This window comes from Permianibacter aggregans, assembly GCF_009756665.1.
In the GTDB taxonomy this organism is placed as follows: Bacteria; Pseudomonadota; Gammaproteobacteria; order Enterobacterales; family Permianibacteraceae; genus Permianibacter; species Permianibacter aggregans.
Map to the genome: position 1 here is coordinate 842,889 of NZ_CP037953.1, position 17,522 is coordinate 860,410.

A 17,522-nucleotide genomic window follows, 5' to 3' on the forward strand; every position below is an offset into this window, starting at 1 on the left:
GCAACGCGCCTGAGCGGCGCGTTTTTTTGGGGGGATTAGAGCGGCAGATCGTGCAGCGACGTCAAACGGGCGCGCGCTTCCTGCCACAAACGGCCACTGTCACGACCGTATTGCCAAATGACCGAATTCAGATCGTTCAAGTCATCTTTCTCGATCATTTCTTTCAGCTTCTGGTAATAGGCTTTCGACAGTTTGCGCGCTTCGCGCTGCTGGAAGTAGTACCGACCGACACGCAAATAAATATTGCGGAAGCCATTCAGCATCAACGTGAACACCGGATTCTTCGCCAAGCGGGTCAGCTGATGATTGACGCGCCAATCAAATTCGATGGCCGCTTCGGCGGTGTCGTCCAGATCATCCACCGGTTGTAACAACGCCAACACTTCATCGCGGCTGCGCTTAATTGCCAAACGGGTATAAATGCTGCTCATGCCGGTGCGGGCGTCCAGCAATTGATCGACCAGCTCCAGCGAGTTTTCATCGTCGAGTCGGGTCAGGGTTTCCAGGATATTGAGCCCAGCGCTATGCCAGATATCGTTAACCTGAGTCGGCTTGCCATGCTGAATGGTTAGCCAACCATCGCGAGCCAAGCGCTGCAATACTTCGCGCAGCGTGGTGCGGGTAACGCCAATCAGTTCTGACAGTTCGCGTTCAGCCGGCAGGATCGTGCCGGGTGCAAACTTGCCCTGCCAAATGGATTCGACAATGTATTGTTCCGCAAAGGCAGCAGGACTCTGTGCACGCACCGGTCTATTCATAATCTTGTAGGTCTCTTTTAACGCTGAGCTTGATGTAGTCATATCTGGTTGGACCGGCACATTGTTAACTAAGGCGAGCGATTGCGCAACGACCGCTCTTTGACCGTTGGCAATCGGTATAACATGCGGCAACGCAGCAAAATTGCTGAATCGAAACGTCGATCACATCGTTGCCAATGGCGAGTGGCCCAAATCGGCCGTGCTGAGCGGCATTTTTTCCAGCAGCAGCGACATCGCGGCATCGACTTGTGCCAGTTGCTCCGGTGTCAATTGGCTGATCATTGCTGGCAACAGCCCTTCTCGTGGCGCAGGCGCGGCAGCCAAGCGCTTGCCGCCTTCTTCAGTCAGACGCAGCACACTGACTCGTCGATCACGGGGATTCTTCTCTTTGGTAATCAGGCTCTTGCGCAGCAACGAGGCAAGCAGGTTGCTGACCGTTGATTGGTGCACATACATCGCTTCAGCAATCTCGTTGACGCTGATGTCCTCGTGCTTATCAATCAAATGCAGCACCCAGACTTCGGTGCCGGGCAAGCCGGTTTTCTGCTCAAGCTGACGAAAATGCTTGCGCATCGCGCCGAAAATAATCCGAAACTGGGACAACACCTGGTGTTGCTGGTGCGCTGAATCCACGCCGCTCTCCACTTACCTTGATTGAACCGTCTGTTACCTGTGCGCCAGTTGGCAGATTTTGCTTGACGCTGTACGTATTTGGCCAAATATAATGCGCGCCGATTTGGCAGCGTCCGCTACCTTGGCTGGCGCAGCAAACCGAAGTCAAGAAAAACGATACAGCCTGTCCTCGCAAGAGGCGGCTCCTGCCTCCTGAAGACCCCTTTACCGGGGTCTTGTTTTTTTTACCATCCGCTTTTGCTACTGACCGCGGACTCCGCTGTGCTAGTATGCGGCCGCTTTTTGGCCGCCCCTCTGGCCGTTGTCAACGGGGCTGGTGCACGCCTACGAGCGCAATGTTCATCGAAGTACATGCTGTCGATGATACATACACAATCAACTATACGTTTGTCTTGGAGAACGCATGTCCACGCATAACCTCGGCATGGGCCAGGCCTTTGTCCGGAATTTTCTCGGCGAAGCGCCAAATTGGTACAAATTGGCTATCGGCGGCTTTCTGGTATTGAACCCGATTTTCCTGGCGGTTTTCGGCCCGAAAGCCACCGGTTGGCTGTTCATCGCTGAATTTATTTTCACCTTGGCGATGGCGCTGAAATGCTACCCACTGCTGCCCGGCGGCCTGCTGGCGTTTGAAGCGATTGTGCTGAAACTGACCACCCCGGATACCGTCATTCACAAGGTCCAGGACAACCTGGAAGTCATTCTGCTGTTGATCTTCATGGTCGCCGGCATTTACTTCATGAAGAACCTGCTGCTGTTCCTGTTTTCTCGCATCCTGACTGGCGTGCGTTCGAAAACCCTGCTAAGCCTGCTGTTCTGTTTTGTTTCGGCCTTCCTATCGGCATTCCTGGATGCCCTGACCGTTACCGCCGTGGTCATTTCTGTTGCCGTCGGCTTTTATGGTGTGTTCCATAAAGTGGCCTCAGGCAAACACTTTAGTAGCGACCACGATCATGGCGCCGATCACGAAGTAATTGAATTGCACCGCGAAGATCTGGACAAGTTCCGTTCGTTCCTGCGTTCGATTCTGATGCACGCCGCTGTCGGTACCGCCTTGGGCGGCGTCATGACCATGGTTGGCGAACCACAGAACCTGTTGATCGCGCAAAAAGCCCATTGGCAGTTCGGGGAGTTTTTCCTACGCATGTTGCCGGTCACGGCACCGGTACTGGTTGCCGGTCTGCTCACCTGCGTGCTACTGGAAAAACTGAAATGGTTCGGTTACGGCGAATACCTGCCGGATAATGTCCGTGCCGTTATGGAACAGTACGCTGAAGAAGAAGACAAGAAGCGCACGACCCGCGAGAAAGCCGCGCTGATTGCCCAGGCCATCACTGCTGTATGGCTGATCATCGCGCTGGCCTTCCACTTGGCAGCCGTCGGTTTGATTGGTCTTTCGGTCATCGTGTTTGCCACCTCGCTGAGCGGCGTCAGTGATGAACACCATATCGGCCCGGCGTTCAAAGAAGCGCTGCCATTCACCGCGTTGCTAACCGTGTTCTTCGCGATTGTTGCGGTCATTTATGACCAGAAATTGTTCGCGCCGGTGATTCATTACGTACTGAGTCTGGACCCGAGCCAGCAAGCGTCGGCATTTTATCTGGCCAACGGTTTACTGTCGGCGATCAGTGACAACGTGTTCGTCGCCACCGTTTATATCGACGAAGTGAAACAAGCCTGGATCAACGGCGCGATCAATCGCGATACGTTCGACTTCCTGGCCGTGGCGATCAACACCGGCACCAATCTGCCAAGTGTCGCGACACCGAACGGTCAGGCCGCGTTTCTGTTCCTGCTGACGTCGTCGATTGCACCGCTGGTTCGTTTGTCCTATGGCCGCATGGTGATCATGGCGCTGCCGTATACCATCGTATTGACCATCGTTGGTTTGGTCGGCGTCATGTTCTTCCTGGACCCGGCAACGACCTATATGTACGACAACCACATCATCGAGCATCACCAGGCTACCGAAGCGCTGGAAAATGCCGTCAGCCCAGGTCACTGAGTGCTGAACATAAAAAAACCGGCTTCGGCCGGTTTTTTTTATTTGTCGAATTTCATTGCACCGTCGGCGTTTGCGCGTTCTGCCGCCACAGGGTTTTGTCACCAGAAGCCTTGTCGAGCATTTGCAGATATTGTTCGTGAGCCTGCAGTTCCGCCTCGCTGGCGCGCAACACCGGCAAAGGTGCCCGGTTCGCCGACAGCCGCTTCAATCCGGCACCGACACCGGCGTTCTGCGATTCCTGCCCGGCCAGGCTCAAGGACACCTGGCCACCAGTCATCCGCAAATAGACTTCGGCCAGAATCTCCGCATCCAGCAATGCGCCGTGCAAATCGCGGTGCGAATTGTCGACTTCGTAGAACCGACACAGGGCATCAAGGCTGTTCTTCTGGCCTGGGCGCATTTTGCGCGCCAGCATTAGGGTGTCGAGCACGGAGCAATGCGTGCTGACGTTGCCGAAGTTCGGCCCCAAGCGTTGCAATTCGGCGTTCAAAAAGCCGACGTCGAATGGCGCGTTATGAATGACCAGTTCCGCGCCTTTGACGAACTCCAGAAAACTGTCGACCACTTCGGCGAACACCGGTTTATCAGACAGAAATTCCGTGCTGAGGCCGTGCACCTGCAAGGCGCCTTCGTCGATTTCCCGTTCCGGGTTGATGTACTGGTGATAGCGACTGCCAGTAAGGCGGCGATTGACGATTTCCACGCAACCGATTTCGATCACCCGGTGCGTGTCCGGTTCCAAACCGGTGGTTTCGGTATCCAGAACAATCTGTCTCATGTCAGCTCACGTTGTTGCAAAATTTGTTCGACGCCGCGATTGGCCAGCGCATCAGCACGCTCGTTTCCGGGGTGACCCTGATGGCCTTTGACCCAGTGCCATTCAATCTGGTGCCGCGCCATTTCTTCGGACAGTGCCAGCCATAAATCCTGGTTCTTGACAGGCTTTTTATCGGCGGTGCGCCAGCCGTTGCGCTGCCAATTCGCCATCCATTCCAGCACGCCTTTGCGCAGGTATTCAGAATCGGTGGTCAGGCTGACTTCGCAGGGACGTTTCAGCGCTTTCAAGCCTTCGATCGCGGCCTGCAGCTCCATCCGGTTGTTGGTGGTTTCCCATTCGCCACCGAACAATTCTTTTTCGTGCTGGCCGTAGCGCAGCCAAACGCCCCAGCCACCGGGGCCGGGGTTGCCTTTGCAGGCGCCATCGGTAAATAACTCGACCTTACTCATTGCGGCTTGATCATTTTTGTATTGCTCATCAAGCCGCCTGCTCGCGACGGCTTGGGCTCGGCAGGCCCACCGGTATGCTGACCAGACGCGGTTTGCGCAAACGGATCGGCGTCATCGGCATTTCCCGCTTTTGCGCGCACAGGCTGTAGCAGGCGCCGGCGAACGGCCAGGCTTTGGCACCGACGCGCTCGACAAACTCCCAGCGCTGCTGCCAACGCGGCGTTTTCAGCGGCGGTTTGTAGAAAAAGTGCTGCTGTTCTTCGACTTCGAAGCCGAGCAATCGCAACCAGTCCGTCACGCGCTGCTTGGCCAGAAAGCGGCTTTGCCAGAGCGGATGATTGCGCCGGCCGATATAACGACGTGCGCCCCACAGACTCCACGGGTTCAACCCGACGATCAGCAAATGGCCGTCGCCAATAATCACTCGTTGCACTTCACGCAGCAGCGCGTACGGGTCGGCACAGAAATCCAATGTCAGCGGCAATACCACGACATCGATCGAATCGGAACGCAGCGGCAAACGTTCTTCCTGACCAATGATGCGCCCCTGTTGGCTGGAAAGTGTGCAATGCAGCTTGGTTGGACTGGAATCGTAATTTAAGCCCTCAGCCAGCGGACCCAACGACAGCAGATGGAAACCAAAACGGTTCCACAAAAGGTGATCAAGTTGTTGCTGGACACAGCGCTGCAGCAATGTCCCGGACGGCAGCCCGGACCAGTCTGTTACTTTCGTGCCAAGATTGCTCATCGTACTTGCGGTATCCTGAAGCCATTGGCAAGGAATGGGAGGAGATATGCTGCATGTTACCGGAATTCCGGCCTTTTCGGATAACTACATCTGGATGCTCGATGACGGCCAACATGCGCTGATCATCGACCCAGGCGACGCCACGCCGGTCTTTGAAGCCCTGAAAAAACGCCAATTGTCGCCGCTGGCGATACTGCTGACCCACCATCACAACGACCATATCGGTGGCGTCGATAAGCTGCTGAACGAGTACCCGGTACCGGTATATGGCCCGCGCGATGAACGCATCACGTTTTTGACCGACCCGGTCGGGGAAGGCGACCGCGTTCGCCTCAATGAACTCCATCTGGATTTCAGCGTGTTGGAGGTGCCGGGCCATACCCGCTCGCATATCGCGTTTTACCACGACGGCAATAGCGCGCTCGACCGCTCACTGTTTTGTGGCGACACATTGTTTGCCGGCGGTTGCGGCCGCCTGTTCGAGGGCACACCAAAACAGATGCGCCACTCGCTGAACAAACTGATGGCATTGCCAGACAACACGGCGGTTTACTGCGCCCATGAGTACACCCAGGCCAACCTGAAATTTGCCCTGGCCGTCGAACCGGAAAACCAGGCGTTGCAGCAGCGTTACCAGCAGGTGAAAGCCGAGCGCGAGGCACAGCAATGCACCATTCCGAGCGAACTTGAAATCGAGAAAGCCACCAACCCGTTTCTGCGTAGCGAACAGAAAACCGTCAGACAGGCAGCGGAGTCTCGGGCCGGCGAAACGCTGACCGAACCAGACCAGGTATTTGCGGTGATTCGTGACTGGAAAAACCGTTTCTGAGTCGATTGGCATTATCTGGTCGCCATGGTGTGGAAATTGACCACATTTCCACCGATACACTTTGACAGTACCAGGGCTGCTACCTACCATACCCGCTTTGTTTGTCGTCGCCCGTTTCACCTGGGTGGCCAAGAATCATCGAATCAAGACACGGCGGCGACATGGCTCGCGGCCGTTTCCTGCAAGCAGTGGAGTTGTTGTTATGCGTTGGGGAATTATTGCCGCCTCCTGTTGGTTTGTGTTGGCGGGATGCCAAAGCCTTAGCCCTGAAGCAACGCCTGCCAAGCCCGTCACGCCAGTCGCCAGTACAGCACCGGAAGCCGCCCCCGAAAACGCCGCGACACCGGTTGCAGAGCCGACCAAGGTCGCTGCTGAAACCACCCCAGTCACCGAGCCGGAACCGATCACCAATATCTGGCTGCGCATCCAGCAAGGTTTGCATCTGCCGGATGTCGACAATGAAAAAGTCCGGGTTCAGCGCGACTGGTATATCCGTAACCAGGCCTATATGGACCGCGTTGCCGAACGGGCCGACTGGTACCTGTTCCACATTGTTGAAAGCCTGGAAGCGGCTGGCATGCCGCTCGATTTGGCGCTGCTGCCGATTGTCGAAAGCGCTTATCAGCCTTATGCCTATTCGCGCAGTCGCGCCGCCGGCATGTGGCAGTTCATCCCGTCGACGGGTCGACTTTACGGCCTGCCGATCAACTGGTGGCAAGACGGCCGTCGCGATGTCGTGCGCTCGACCGACGCCGCCATTCGTTATTTGAAACGTCTGAATCAAATGTTTGACGGCGATTGGCTGTTGGCGATGGCGGCCTACAATGGTGGCGAAGGCACGATTCTGCGGGCGATGGAAAAGAACCGGAAAAAAGGCCTGCCAACCGACTTCTGGTCGTTGAATCTGCGCACCGAAACCAGTGCCTATGTGCCGAAAATGATCGCGCTGTCGCAACTGCTGCGCGAGCCGGAAAAATACGGATTCAACTGGAAACCGGTGCAGAATGAAGTGCGTTTTGCCCGTGTTGCCGTTGGCTCACAAATCGATTTGAAACTGGCGGCGGAACTCGCCGGCATTTCCGCCGACACGCTTTATCAGCTGAATCCACACTACGTGCGCTGGGCCACCGATCCGGAAGGTCCGCATGATTTGTTGGTGCCGGTCGAAAAAGCCGAGCAGTTCCAGTTTGCACTGCAAAGTCTGCCGGTGGAAAAACGCGTGCAATGGGGTGTTTACACGGTGAAAAGTGGCGACACGCTAGGCGGCATTGCCAGCAAACACAAAACCAGTGTCGCCCAGCTGCGCTCGACCAATAACCTGAAAGGCAATTTGATCAATATCGGCCAAACCCTGCTGATCCCGCGTCAAGGTGGCCAGCCAAATAAAGATACACGCCTTGCCGCCGAAAGCAGCAGCCCGCGTCCTGCCGCCAACGGTGTGCACACGGTACGTGAAGGTGAAAACCTGTGGTCGATTGCGCGCGCCAATGGTTTGTCGGTCAATCAGTTGCGGATGCTGAACCAACTGGCCGAAAGCGATTTACTGAGGCCTGGGCAACTGCTGAAAGTACATAGCAACGCCAGACTGGCCAGCGCCGCATCGAAACGTAGCAAAGAAGAAATACAACTGGCCGCCAATCCCCATCTGTCGGTCAAGAAAATCCAGTACACCGTGCGTAACGGCGATTCGCTGTCGCGCATTGCTGACAAGTTCAGCGTCAGTGACTTGAGCAAATGGAATCGCTGGGACAAGAATAAGGTATTGCGCCCAGGCCAGAAGCTGACCGTCTATGTGGATCAAGCGAATCTGTCTGGCGGTTAACGATATCCAATAAATAAAAAGGCGCCTCTCGGCGCCTTTTTATTGCTTAATGGTTTTATATAGCCCGCAACAGTGCCAGTTCTTCGTCGGTCAAACGACGCAGTTTGACATTGAATAGCGCGTAGGTAATCGCGACCAACGGGTTCAACAAGTTGAAAATCGCGTACGGCAAGTACGTCAAGGTCGGCACGCCAAGGGTGCCGGCCATAAAGGCACCGCAGGTATTCCATGGAATCAGTACCGAGGTAATGGTGCCGGCATCCTCCAGCGTTCGAGAAAGATTTTCCGGCGCCAAGCCGCGACGCTCGAATTCCGCTTTGAACATTCGACCGGGCAGCACAATGGAAATGTACTGATCAGCGGCGATGATATTGGTGCCGATGCAGGAAAGCACCGTCGCCGTGACTAGCGAAGCCGTGCCGCGGGCAATGCGCAAAATGCCGTTAACAACGACTTGCAGCAAACCGGTTTTTTCCAGCGAGGCACCAAAAACCATCGCGCAGATAATCAGCCAAATCGTGTTCAACATACTGGACATGCCACCGCGTGACAGCAATTCATCTACGGCGGCATTGCCCGTTGCCGAGGTATAACCGCTGGCCAACACCGACCAGACGCCTTTCAGCAGCGCCCAGCCTTCGCCGCCCTGGAATTCGCCGACAAATTTCAGGATCACCGATTGCTGAAACAGCACCGCGAATAGGCCGCCAATCAACGCCGCAATGAAAATGCTCGGGAACGCCGGCACTTTTTTCACGGCCATGACAAACAGCAACACCACCGGTATCAGCACATACCAGGAAATATCAAAGGTCGAGGACAACAAATCGAGGCTGGCTTGCAGTGTGTCTTCGCTGACCGCCTTGTGCTGACCGGTCAGGCCAAAAATGACGAAGACAATCAACGCGATCAAAATGCTTGGTGTCGTCGTCCAAAGCAGATGACGGATATGGGTAAACAACTCCGAGCCGGCAACGGCCGGCGCCAAATTGGTAGTGTCCGACAGTGGTGAAATCTTGTCACCAAAATAAGCACCGGAAATGATCGCGCCAGCGGTAATCGCCGGCGACAGCCCCATTGTTTGTGCGACACCAATCAACGCGACACCGATAGTGCCTGCCGTCGTCCAGGAGCTGCCAATCGACACCGATACGATGCAGCAGATCAGACAGGTGGCAGCATAAAAATAAGACGGGTCGAGCAGCTTCAGACCAAGATAAATCATTGCCGGCACCGTGCCGCTCAGAATGAAGGCGCCGATCAACGCACCGACCGCGAGCAGAATCAGTACGGCATTCAGCGACATGGTAATGCCGTCGATAATGCCTTTTTCCAGCTCCAGCCAGGAATGGCCATTTTTCAGACCGACAATCAACGCCAGGCCAGAGGCCAGCAACAGCGCAATCTGATTGGCGCCATAAGACGAATCGCTGCCATAGAGGTAAACCGACATTGCCAGCAGCGTTACCAACAGGGCAATCGGCAGTAGCGCATCCCACAAACTTGGCGCTTTTACAGCTTTGGACATAAAACACTTCCTGATCATTATCGTTATCGGCTCATGCCGCCTTCACCCCTCGGCGGACGGCATGGCGTAAAAAGAAACAGGCGGAGTGTACGGCAACGGGCCTGGTCTATACAGCGGACTGCCGCGTTAATAAACCCATTGGCTCAGCCTTCACCACCAAAATGCCGCTTGCCTTTGGCGCGCGCCAGTTGAATCTGCTTTTGCCGTTCGCGAAAACGGGCCCGCTGAGCTTCGGTTAGTTGATCGTGGCAACGCGGGCAGCAATAGTCCTGTTCATACTTGTCGCTCAGCTTGTCTTCGGCCGAAATCGGGCCGCGGCAGGCCGGGCAGAATTCGTAATCACCGCGCTGCAAGTCGTGATTGACCGCGACCCGGTTGTCGAACACGAAACAGTCGCCCTGCCATTTGCTTTGCTGCTTCGGCACCGTTTCCAGGTATTTCAGGATGCCGCCTTTCAGGTGATACACCTCTTCAAAGCCCTGTTCCAGCATGAAGGCGGTTGATTTTTCGCAGCGAATGCCGCCGGTGCAGAACATCGCGACCTTTTTGTGCTTGCTCGGATCGAGATTGGCTTTGACCCAGTCAGGAAACTGGCGGAACGACTGGGTTTTCGGGTCCATCGCGCCTTCAAAGCTGCCAATGGCCACTTCGTAATCGTTACGGGTATCAACGATGACAACATCATCGGCACTGATCAATTCATTCCATTGTTCCGGATTGACGTATTGACCGACTTGCTTGTTCGGGTTGATGCCCGGTACACCGAGCGTGACAATTTCCTTTTTCAGCTTGATTTTCAGGCGGAAAAACGGATTGGTTTCGTCCAGCGATTCTTTGTGTTCGAGATCAGCGAACTCGGGTTGGCTATGTAAAAACGCCAAAAGCGCATCGATCCCTTCGCGACTGCCTGCGACCGTGCCATTGATACCTTCTTCGGCCAGCAACAAGGTGCCGGCCACGCCGTTCTGCTCGCAGACCTCCCGAATGCGGCTCTGCCAGGTGGGCAAATCGGTCAGTGTCACGAATTTATACAGTGCGGCTACAACGAACATGGTCAAAATCTCACAACGATACGGCAGCTTCTATTATCGGATATTCAGTCACCGGGCGTCAGCTGGAATTACCGCAGTAACGCTATAATGAAGGGGTTGTTGGCCTTTGCCAAATCACTGCGACGGAGTCGCCCGCAGCGCAGTGCAAGGAAAGAGGAGCGTGGTGTACTAAACGTACATGAGTGACGAATGACGCCGCAATGCGTTGCGGGCGGCCCGTCCCTTCGGGTTGCGCCCAAAACAGCGCCATGCCGCGTTGCTCGTCGCTCATTTGGGATGACCAAACCACTCTCCTCACGCCTTGCCTGACGCCGTTTTGGGCTGCAACGCAGCGATTTGGCAAAGGCCGACAACCCCTAACCATCGACGTTGGCGGTTGCGCATAACTGAAACTCATGCACAAGAAGTACGCCCGCGGCCAGATTGATATCAGCGAAATGCAAATCTGTGATCGGCTCACTGCCATCAGGTAGTGTTTTCAGCGACGATGACCTTATCGGTTGTCGTCACGATCATGGGCTCTGATGCCGATTTCCGTGCCGACGTCGTCCCGCTCGGGCTCAAGGAGGAATGATGCCCTCACCACAATTAACAAGCAGTGATCAGGACTTTATTTGGCAAGTCGTTTTGCGTGCGGCCGAACGTCGCGGCGGCCATGCCGAGTTGTTCAGCACGCCGTTGGAGTTTGAAGACGACGGTCAGCGTATTCGTTTCCACTGGCCGGACTGGATGCAGGAAATTCGCACTTATGTCTGCGCCAAATATGGCGAAAAAGACGCACAAAGCCTGCTGCTGGAAATTTTCACCGACGTCATGAGCAAAGAAAAATTCGATGCCCGTCATAGCTGGGCAATCGATTTGGAAACCAGCGTTTTGCAACGCGTATCGGGCACCAGCCCACACTAATCTGACACCCTGGCCGTCATCACAACAACGTGTGTGACGGCCCCATTCCTCTGCTGTTGTTATCGTGCTTGCATTCAACCGACGGCTGTGTACAAATGGACACCGATCGCGTTGATCAACAACAAGAGGAAATCGATTGATGTTCAGCGGTGAATCCTTTGACGAATTGATGGCGGAAATCCGTCTTTTGCTGCAATTTCCACGCAATAGCCGGATGGCTGGCATCAAATTACACCGCGACGCGGAAGCAGACATGCACCAGGCAGCGCAACGGCTGCATCAAAAAGGCATCATCAGCCAGGTCGATGGTGGTTATTTGACCGATCGCGGTATTGAAGCCGCCAATTATGCCCACTGGCTGGTCGATGCATTGAAACCAACGATGCACTGAGCGCTTGCGCCATCTGCGCGAGCGCAACCCTCTTGATATACTCGTCTTCCTGAATGTTTCAGCCCGATGCTTCATCCAGAGAAGCGCGCGGCTCGTAGACAATTTTCCGTTCATTTCGATCACAAGGAATCCCATCATGTCGGCAATCAGCCATGATGCCCTGCGCCAACTTTTTCTCGACGCCCGTACGCATAAAGCCTGGCAGGACAAACCGGTCAGCGACGAAACCCTGCACCAACTCTACGATTTGATGAAATGGGGCCCGACCTCGGCCAATACCAGTCCGGCCCGTATGGTCTTTATCAAAAGCAAAGAAGCAAAAGAACGCCTGAAGCCGGCACTGTCAGAAGGCAATATCGAAAAAACCATGTCAGCACCGGTCACGGTGATTCTGGCTTGGAGCAATGAGTTTTATGAGCACATGGCAAAACTGGCGCCGCATAATCCAGACACCCGCAACTGGTTTGCCGGCAAAGAAAAAGCCATTTTCAACACCGCGTTTCGCAATAGTAGCCTGCAGGGTGCCTATATGATCATCGCCGCGCGCGCGCTCGGCCTCGATTGCGGCCCCATGTCCGGGTTCAGTGAGAAGAAACTCAACGAGGAGTTTTTTCCGGACGGCAAATGGCAGGCGAACTTTCTCTGCAATATCGGTTACGGTGATGTCAGCGGTTTGCAACCGCGTGCACCGCGTCTGGATTTCGACGAAGCTTGCCGCGTGCTGTGATCGTGACGCCCAAAAAAAACGCGTGCCGAGCACGCGTTTTTTATTGACTGATTTCCTGCAGTCCGGGTGCAGGCTTGTCTTGCAATAACATCGGCAAGATTTGCGCTTCCGGTATCGGCGGGCTGAACAAATACCCCTGCGTTTCGTGGCAACCATGGCGAGTCAGGAATTCATACTGCTCTCTGGTTTCAACCCCTTCAGCGGTGACATGCAGACGCAAGCTGCGAGCCATCGACAAAATCGCCAAGGTAATCGCCGTGTCATCGGTATTGCGATTGACCTCAGCGATAAACGAGCGATCAATCTTCAAACCATCGAGAGGGAAACGGCGCAGATAACTCAGGCTCGAATAGCCGGTGCCAAAATCATCGATAACCAGCGTAAAGCCCAGCGCTTTCAAACGGCGCAATTGCGCCGTTGCACTTTCGACATCGCGCATCAGCAGCGATTCGGTCAGCTCCAGCTCCAACGCCGAAGGCGGTACGCCGTATTGATTAGTCACCCGCAGGATTTGCTCGGCCAAATCCACTTGCCGGAATTGTACGGCAGAAATATTGACGGCAATCCTCAGCGGCTTGACGCCTTTACGCCGCCATTCGGCGTAACGTTTAACCGACTGTTCAATGACCCATTGCCCAATCGGCACAATCATGCCCGTGTTTTCGGCAATCGGAATAAATTCAATCGGCGACACCGAGCCCATGATCGGGTGATGCCAACGCAACAAGGCTTCGACACCGCAAATCTGACCATAAACCGTATCGATAAACGGCTGGAAATAGAGCTCCAACTGATCGCGCTCCAGCGCGTCGCGCAATTCGGTGGCCAAACTCAAACGGCGCAGCGATTTGGCGTTCATTTCCGGCTGATAGAACTGATAAGTATTGCGGCCAAGCTCCTTGGCTTTGTACATCGCTGTGTCAGCGTTACGCATCAGCGTATGGACATCGCGGCCATCGCTAGGATAAATGGCAATGCCAATGGAAATCGTCGTGCTGACCACGTAGTCACCAACGGTGAAGGTGCGTGCGAACTCGCTGAGCAGCTTGTTCAACACGGCGCTGACGTTCAATTCATCCTTGATTTCTTCCAGCAGTAAAACAAATTCATCGCCTCCCAATCGCGCCAGGGTATCGCCAGGGCGCAAACACTCGGCCAAGCGTTGCGCGGCCATCTTGAGCAGCTGATCGCCGATACCGTGACCCAGCGAATCATTCACTTCTTTAAAGTGATCAAGATCGAGAAAAATCACCGCAACCTGTTTTTTCTCGCGGCTGGCGCGCAACAAGGCGCTGGAAATCCGATCCATGCACAGCGCCCGGTTCGGCAGCTCAGTCAACGCATCGAAATTGGCCAGGACATGCAATTCCTTGACGGCCAGTTCCAATCGATCATTACTGTCTTGCAAGGCATTGACGGCGATGTCGCGAGCACGCTCCCGCTCGCCGATGACACTCATCATATGATTGAAACTGCGGGCCAGTGTGCCGATTTCATCTTCGCTGGCGACCGGCGCCCGAACACCGAAATCATCATTCTTTGACACCGCTGACGCCAAGGTCGCCAGATGTAAGATCGGTTTTGACACGTAACGCTGCAAGCGTAACGCCAATAGCCAGGAAAACAGAATCAGCAACACACCAATCGCTGACAGCGCCAGCAAGGATTGCTGCAACTGCCTATAGGTCGGCGCCAAATCGACATCGATATATAAATGCCCAAGCACCAGACCGTCTTGACGCGTCACCGGTTCCAGCACCAGCAAAGCGTCTTCATCGGTCAGGATGACGTGATCACGACGCAGCACTTCGATGCTCGGCAGCGTCGCGGGCGTATTCCGGCTTTCGCTGACCGAGGCAAACGGCTGGCCATTACTGTCGAACAATACCGCGGCTTGCAGGTGATCGATTTGCGCTTTGCGCAAGATGTCGCGAGCGACGTTGTTGTCTTCGAAGCTCAGAGGCACTTCGCTATACAGCGCCATCAGACGGGCTTGAGCACGAACGTTCTCGACGAGATTGTCGATCGTTTGGCTACGTAAATAGAATCCCGCCGCCAACATGCCCGGAACAATCGCGAACAAACAGGTCAGCACGATAATCGTGATCAATTTTTCTCGCAGTGAGGCGCGCCAATTCACGGTCTTGCCTCCTTGCTGCGTACTGGCCGACCGGCACTCAACAGCCGGGCATCGATCAACAAACCGCTTTGCTGCGCGGAGACATTATTGATCTCAAATTTTTGCAGGCCCTGCTCTTCATACATATTGATATGGGCGCCGCGTTCGGCGAGTCCGGCCGTCGCCGACACCAGCAGAATATTTTCCTGACGGCTCAGCAACAGCCAGCGATCGAAATCACTGACACTGGCGCTGCCGATAAATGCGGCATCACAATCATCGGAGGTTTCACCACCACTGAGCGGCAAGGGGCGCACGGTTTTTTGCCGGATACGGCGCGGGGCAATCAGGGCGTCAACGAGAGTAAAGAACGCCGGGTCACCGGCAACGCAGAGCGTGAAGGGCTGTTCAAGATTTTGCACACGATGGTCTTTCGGCCAATGCACGTACTGGGTGAAGCGCTCAAGCCAGACCACCCGACGGGTTTCGACGGTAATCGGCATGTCGGCCGCGTGGGTATCATCCAGCGCGAGGCTACTGAGCAGCAGCGTAGTCAGACTTAGCGCATGTCTGTTGTTGAGCCAGCGGCTGGGCAAGCCTTTCCCCTTACACGATCGATCCAGATGCTGCTAAGTGTAGGGGGCTGTGGCCGACACCGCCAGCGCGACGAACGTCGAAAACTTGAACCCGATCACGCCGCCGAACGATTCGGCCAACTGAGCGTGAACCGGGCGCCACCGATTGGGCTGTCGCTGACTTTGACGGTGCCGCCATGGCGCTCGCTGATACCGCGCACGATGGCAAGACCAAGACCGGAGCCACCGGAATCACGGGAACGGCTCGGATCGAGTCGGGTGAACGGTTCGAAAATCCGTTCGCGCTGCTCAATCGGCACACCCGGACCGTCATCATCAACATGGATATGAAAACGTTCGGAGGTTTTCTCGACGGAAACCGAGACGGTGCTGCGGGCGAAACACGCCGCATTGCGCACCAGGTTGGTGATGGAGCGATTGAACAGTCGTGAATCGACCAACACTTTCTCGATGCTGTAAGCGCCGTCGCAGCGAAAGGCAATGGACGGGTACAGCGTCTTGGTTTTGTCGACAACGTCCTCGACCATTTCCGGCAACGACGTTTCGACCAACTCCAGACGCTGAGCACCGTGTTGCAAGCGGGCGTAAGTGAGTAACTCACGCACCAGCAAATCCAATTCGGCGATGGCCTGTTCCATATCGCGAGTCAGTTGCCGGCGCTGTACATCGGACTCGGAATGGGCCAGCATTTCCAGCGCGAAAGAGACGCGCGCCAGCGGCGCCCGGCATTCGTGTGAGACCGCGTGCAATAATTCCCGTTGCTCGCTGATCAGCGATTGGCGTTGCCGAATCAGTTGCTCGGCGCGACCAGCCATCAGGTTCACGGAACGAATGGCCTGGCCCAAACTGTCTTGCACTTCATCGGGAATATGGCGTGCCGTACCATCTGCGAGAAACGCCAATGTCGCCCGTTCAATGGCTTGGGTACGGCGATTTTGGTGATGCAACAGCCACATCAGCGCAGAACCATTGAAGGCCATCCACAGTACAACCGCCAACAAGTTATCAAGGCTGGTGACGAACCCCATGTTCGGTAAAGGGCCGATTTCAACGACCGTATGCTTGTCGCTGAGCACCATGTAGGCGAATGCGCCTCGCGGGAAGGCCATGTCGTAGGCCGTGCGATCGTCATAAACGCCAACATTTTCCCAAGCCATCGACGGCAGGTAATCCATGTCGGACAAGCGGGCGGGAATGCCCCAACGGGCGTGCACCGAGCGCACCGCTTCCGGCCATTGTTCGGCATTCAGAATATCGAAGCGCGGCATCTCGGCGGAGATAATCGGGTGCGCCGCTTCACGCACCATGCGGATTTGGTAGTGGGCGATGATGTAACCGTTCATCCAGCCCCAGACGAAATACACCATCATGTTCGCCAGGGCGAGCATGACAAACCAACGCCAGAACGTTCGTGTCATCGGTGTATGTCCTTCGTTAAAACCAGTCTCAGCAAAAAGCGCCGGCAGGCGCTTTATCGGGCGGCGAACAAATAACCACTGCCGCGCACGGTCTTGATGATATGCGGCGAGCGCGGATCATCGCCAATTTTTTTTCGGATGCGGGAAATGCGCAGGTCAATGGTCCGATCAACCCCATCGTATTCCACCCGGAAAATGCGCTGGTGAATCTCTTCCCGGCTCAGCACCTGGCCGGCATGCATACCGAGCAGCCAGAGCAGGTCGAATTCGGCGGTAGTCAGGTCAAATACCTCACCATGCCGCGAAGCCTGGCGCGAACCGGCATCAAGCACAATGTCGCCGACATCGATGCGCTTCGGCGTTTTATTGGCTTGTTCCGGTGAGTCCGGCTCATCGATACGACGCAGCAAGGCGCGGATATGAGCCAGCAGCAAGCGCGGCTTGATTGGCTTGCCGAGGTAATCATCAGCGCCAATTTCCAGCCCCGCGACTTCATCGATATCGTCGTTCAACGCCGTCAACATGATGATGGGGCCGGAATAACGGGCACGTACGGCACGGCAGACGGCCAAGCCATCAGCGCCGGGCAGCATGATATCGAGCACGACCAGACGGGGTTGGCTTTTGACAATGCGCTCAATAGCGACATCGCCTCGGTGCTCCACTTCGACGTAATAGCCATTGTCGCGCAGGAAAGCGCTAATGAGTTCGGTCAGTTTGACGTCATCGTCGACGACCAGAATATGAGGTTTATCTACCATAA

The 17,522-nt window shown here is 55.4% G+C and carries 17 protein-coding genes; 6 read left to right on the plus strand and 11 right to left on the minus strand.

Annotated features, from left to right (window positions below):
- Nucleotides 1-35 precede the first annotated feature (35 nt).
- Entirely contained in the window at nucleotides 36-758 is a 723-nt protein-coding gene (gene fadR, locus E2H98_RS03900; protein ID WP_133588007.1) for a fatty acid metabolism transcriptional regulator FadR, read from the minus strand.
- Nucleotides 759-920: 162 nt separating this feature from the next.
- Complete coding sequence (locus E2H98_RS03905; protein WP_133588009.1) at nucleotides 921-1,391, minus strand: MarR family winged helix-turn-helix transcriptional regulator; 471 nt, start codon at nucleotides 1,389-1,391, stop codon at nucleotides 921-923.
- Nucleotides 1,392-1,794: 403 nt separating this feature from the next.
- Between E2H98_RS03905 and nhaB the strand changes: the two genes are divergently transcribed.
- On the plus strand, nucleotides 1,795-3,396 hold the full coding sequence (nhaB, locus tag E2H98_RS03910; RefSeq protein WP_133588011.1) for a sodium/proton antiporter NhaB: 1,602 nt from the start codon (nucleotides 1,795-1,797) through the stop codon (nucleotides 3,394-3,396).
- 52 nt (nucleotides 3,397-3,448) lie between these two features.
- Here the strand turns inward: nhaB and dnaQ are convergent, their stop codons facing one another.
- Genes dnaQ through E2H98_RS03925 form a run of 3 tightly spaced genes read right to left on the minus strand, consistent with a single transcriptional unit; the run spans nucleotide 3,449 to nucleotide 5,371 of the window.
- Nucleotides 3,449-4,174 carry a DNA polymerase III subunit epsilon gene (dnaQ, locus tag E2H98_RS03915; protein ID WP_133588013.1) on the minus strand — a complete coding sequence of 242 codons (726 nt, stop codon included), beginning with the start codon at nucleotides 4,172-4,174 and terminating at the stop codon, nucleotides 3,449-3,451.
- The gene (rnhA, locus tag E2H98_RS03920) at nucleotides 4,171-4,623 is read right to left on the minus strand and encodes a ribonuclease HI (RefSeq protein WP_133588015.1); all 453 of its coding nucleotides are present in this window, start codon (nucleotides 4,621-4,623) and stop codon (nucleotides 4,171-4,173) included. The genes dnaQ and rnhA overlap by 4 nt, the downstream gene beginning before the upstream one ends.
- Before the next feature lie 28 nt (nucleotides 4,624-4,651).
- Nucleotides 4,652-5,371, minus strand: a complete 720-nt coding sequence (locus tag E2H98_RS03925; RefSeq protein WP_133588017.1) for a methyltransferase domain-containing protein — start codon at nucleotides 5,369-5,371, stop codon at nucleotides 4,652-4,654.
- 46 nt (nucleotides 5,372-5,417) lie between these two features.
- On the opposite strand from E2H98_RS03925, the gene gloB reads away from it, so the two are divergent.
- A complete protein-coding gene (gene gloB, locus E2H98_RS03930; RefSeq protein ID WP_198325233.1) occupies nucleotides 5,418-6,200 on the plus strand; it encodes a hydroxyacylglutathione hydrolase in 783 nt (260 codons plus the stop codon).
- A gap of 202 nt (nucleotides 6,201-6,402) precedes the next feature.
- Nucleotides 6,403-8,022, plus strand: a complete 1,620-nt coding sequence (locus tag E2H98_RS03935) for a lytic transglycosylase (RefSeq protein ID WP_133588019.1) — start codon at nucleotides 6,403-6,405, stop codon at nucleotides 8,020-8,022.
- A gap of 55 nt (nucleotides 8,023-8,077) precedes the next feature.
- Here E2H98_RS03935 and nhaC read toward each other — a convergent pair whose 3' ends face one another.
- Entirely contained in the window at nucleotides 8,078-9,550 is a 1,473-nt protein-coding gene (nhaC, locus tag E2H98_RS03940; RefSeq protein ID WP_133588021.1) for a Na+/H+ antiporter NhaC, read from the minus strand.
- Nucleotides 9,551-9,693: 143 nt separating this feature from the next.
- A complete protein-coding gene (trhO, locus tag E2H98_RS03945) occupies nucleotides 9,694-10,608 on the minus strand; it encodes an oxygen-dependent tRNA uridine(34) hydroxylase TrhO (RefSeq protein WP_133588023.1) in 915 nt (304 codons plus the stop codon).
- A gap of 564 nt (nucleotides 10,609-11,172) precedes the next feature.
- Between trhO and E2H98_RS03950 the strand changes: the two genes are divergently transcribed.
- The 3 genes from E2H98_RS03950 (at nucleotide 11,173) to E2H98_RS03960 (ending at nucleotide 12,626) form a co-directional block, all read left to right on the plus strand.
- On the plus strand, nucleotides 11,173-11,508 hold the full coding sequence (locus E2H98_RS03950; RefSeq protein ID WP_157591234.1) for a hypothetical protein: 336 nt from the start codon (nucleotides 11,173-11,175) through the stop codon (nucleotides 11,506-11,508).
- 139 nt (nucleotides 11,509-11,647) lie between these two features.
- The gene (locus E2H98_RS03955) at nucleotides 11,648-11,899 is read left to right on the plus strand and encodes a TIGR02647 family protein (RefSeq protein WP_133588027.1); all 252 of its coding nucleotides are present in this window, start codon (nucleotides 11,648-11,650) and stop codon (nucleotides 11,897-11,899) included.
- A gap of 136 nt (nucleotides 11,900-12,035) precedes the next feature.
- Nucleotides 12,036-12,626, plus strand: coding sequence for a malonic semialdehyde reductase (locus E2H98_RS03960; protein WP_133588029.1), 591 nt, complete (start codon nucleotides 12,036-12,038; stop codon nucleotides 12,624-12,626).
- Nucleotides 12,627-12,666: 40 nt separating this feature from the next.
- Here E2H98_RS03960 and E2H98_RS03965 read toward each other — a convergent pair whose 3' ends face one another.
- From E2H98_RS03965 to E2H98_RS03980, 4 genes are all read right to left on the minus strand, one after another.
- On the minus strand, nucleotides 12,667-14,766 hold the full coding sequence (locus E2H98_RS03965) for a putative bifunctional diguanylate cyclase/phosphodiesterase (RefSeq protein WP_133588031.1): 2,100 nt from the start codon (nucleotides 14,764-14,766) through the stop codon (nucleotides 12,667-12,669).
- On the minus strand, nucleotides 14,763-15,341 hold the full coding sequence (locus E2H98_RS03970; protein WP_133588033.1) for a YfiR family protein: 579 nt from the start codon (nucleotides 15,339-15,341) through the stop codon (nucleotides 14,763-14,765). The genes E2H98_RS03965 and E2H98_RS03970 overlap by 4 nt, the downstream gene beginning before the upstream one ends.
- A 95-nt stretch (nucleotides 15,342-15,436) precedes the next feature.
- Nucleotides 15,437-16,759: an ATP-binding protein gene (locus E2H98_RS03975; protein ID WP_133588035.1), complete on the minus strand. Its 1,323-nt coding sequence runs from the start codon at nucleotides 16,757-16,759 to the stop codon at nucleotides 15,437-15,439.
- A 53-nt stretch (nucleotides 16,760-16,812) separates the two neighbouring features.
- Complete coding sequence (locus E2H98_RS03980) at nucleotides 16,813-17,520, minus strand: response regulator (RefSeq protein ID WP_133588037.1); 708 nt, start codon at nucleotides 17,518-17,520, stop codon at nucleotides 16,813-16,815.
- Between the last annotated feature and the right edge of the window lie 2 nt (nucleotides 17,521-17,522).

What these genes read in the sequence shown, in the direction of transcription:
- fadR (WP_133588007.1), bottom strand. Translation starts at nt 758, where the DNA reads ATGAATAGACCGGTGCGTGCACAGAGTCCTGCTGCCTTTGCGGAACAA.
- nhaB (WP_133588011.1), top strand. Translation starts at nt 1,795, where the DNA reads ATGTCCACGCATAACCTCGGCATGGGCCAGGCCTTTGTCCGGAATTTT.
- dnaQ (WP_133588013.1), bottom strand. Translation starts at nt 4,174, where the DNA reads ATGAGACAGATTGTTCTGGATACCGAAACCACCGGTTTGGAACCGGAC.
- rnhA (WP_133588015.1), bottom strand. Translation starts at nt 4,623, where the DNA reads ATGAGTAAGGTCGAGTTATTTACCGATGGCGCCTGCAAAGGCAACCCC.
- E2H98_RS03925 (WP_133588017.1), bottom strand. Translation starts at nt 5,371, where the DNA reads ATGAGCAATCTTGGCACGAAAGTAACAGACTGGTCCGGGCTGCCGTCC.
- gloB (WP_198325233.1), top strand. Translation starts at nt 5,418, where the DNA reads ATGCTGCATGTTACCGGAATTCCGGCCTTTTCGGATAACTACATCTGG.
- E2H98_RS03935 (WP_133588019.1), top strand. Translation starts at nt 6,403, where the DNA reads ATGCGTTGGGGAATTATTGCCGCCTCCTGTTGGTTTGTGTTGGCGGGA.
- nhaC (WP_133588021.1), bottom strand. Translation starts at nt 9,550, where the DNA reads ATGTCCAAAGCTGTAAAAGCGCCAAGTTTGTGGGATGCGCTACTGCCG.
- E2H98_RS03950 (WP_157591234.1), top strand. Translation starts at nt 11,173, where the DNA reads ATGATGCCCTCACCACAATTAACAAGCAGTGATCAGGACTTTATTTGG.
- E2H98_RS03955 (WP_133588027.1), top strand. Translation starts at nt 11,648, where the DNA reads ATGTTCAGCGGTGAATCCTTTGACGAATTGATGGCGGAAATCCGTCTT.
- E2H98_RS03960 (WP_133588029.1), top strand. Translation starts at nt 12,036, where the DNA reads ATGTCGGCAATCAGCCATGATGCCCTGCGCCAACTTTTTCTCGACGCC.
- E2H98_RS03975 (WP_133588035.1), bottom strand. Translation starts at nt 16,759, where the DNA reads ATGACACGAACGTTCTGGCGTTGGTTTGTCATGCTCGCCCTGGCGAAC.
- E2H98_RS03980 (WP_133588037.1), bottom strand. Translation starts at nt 17,520, where the DNA reads ATGGTAGATAAACCTCATATTCTGGTCGTCGACGATGACGTCAAACTG.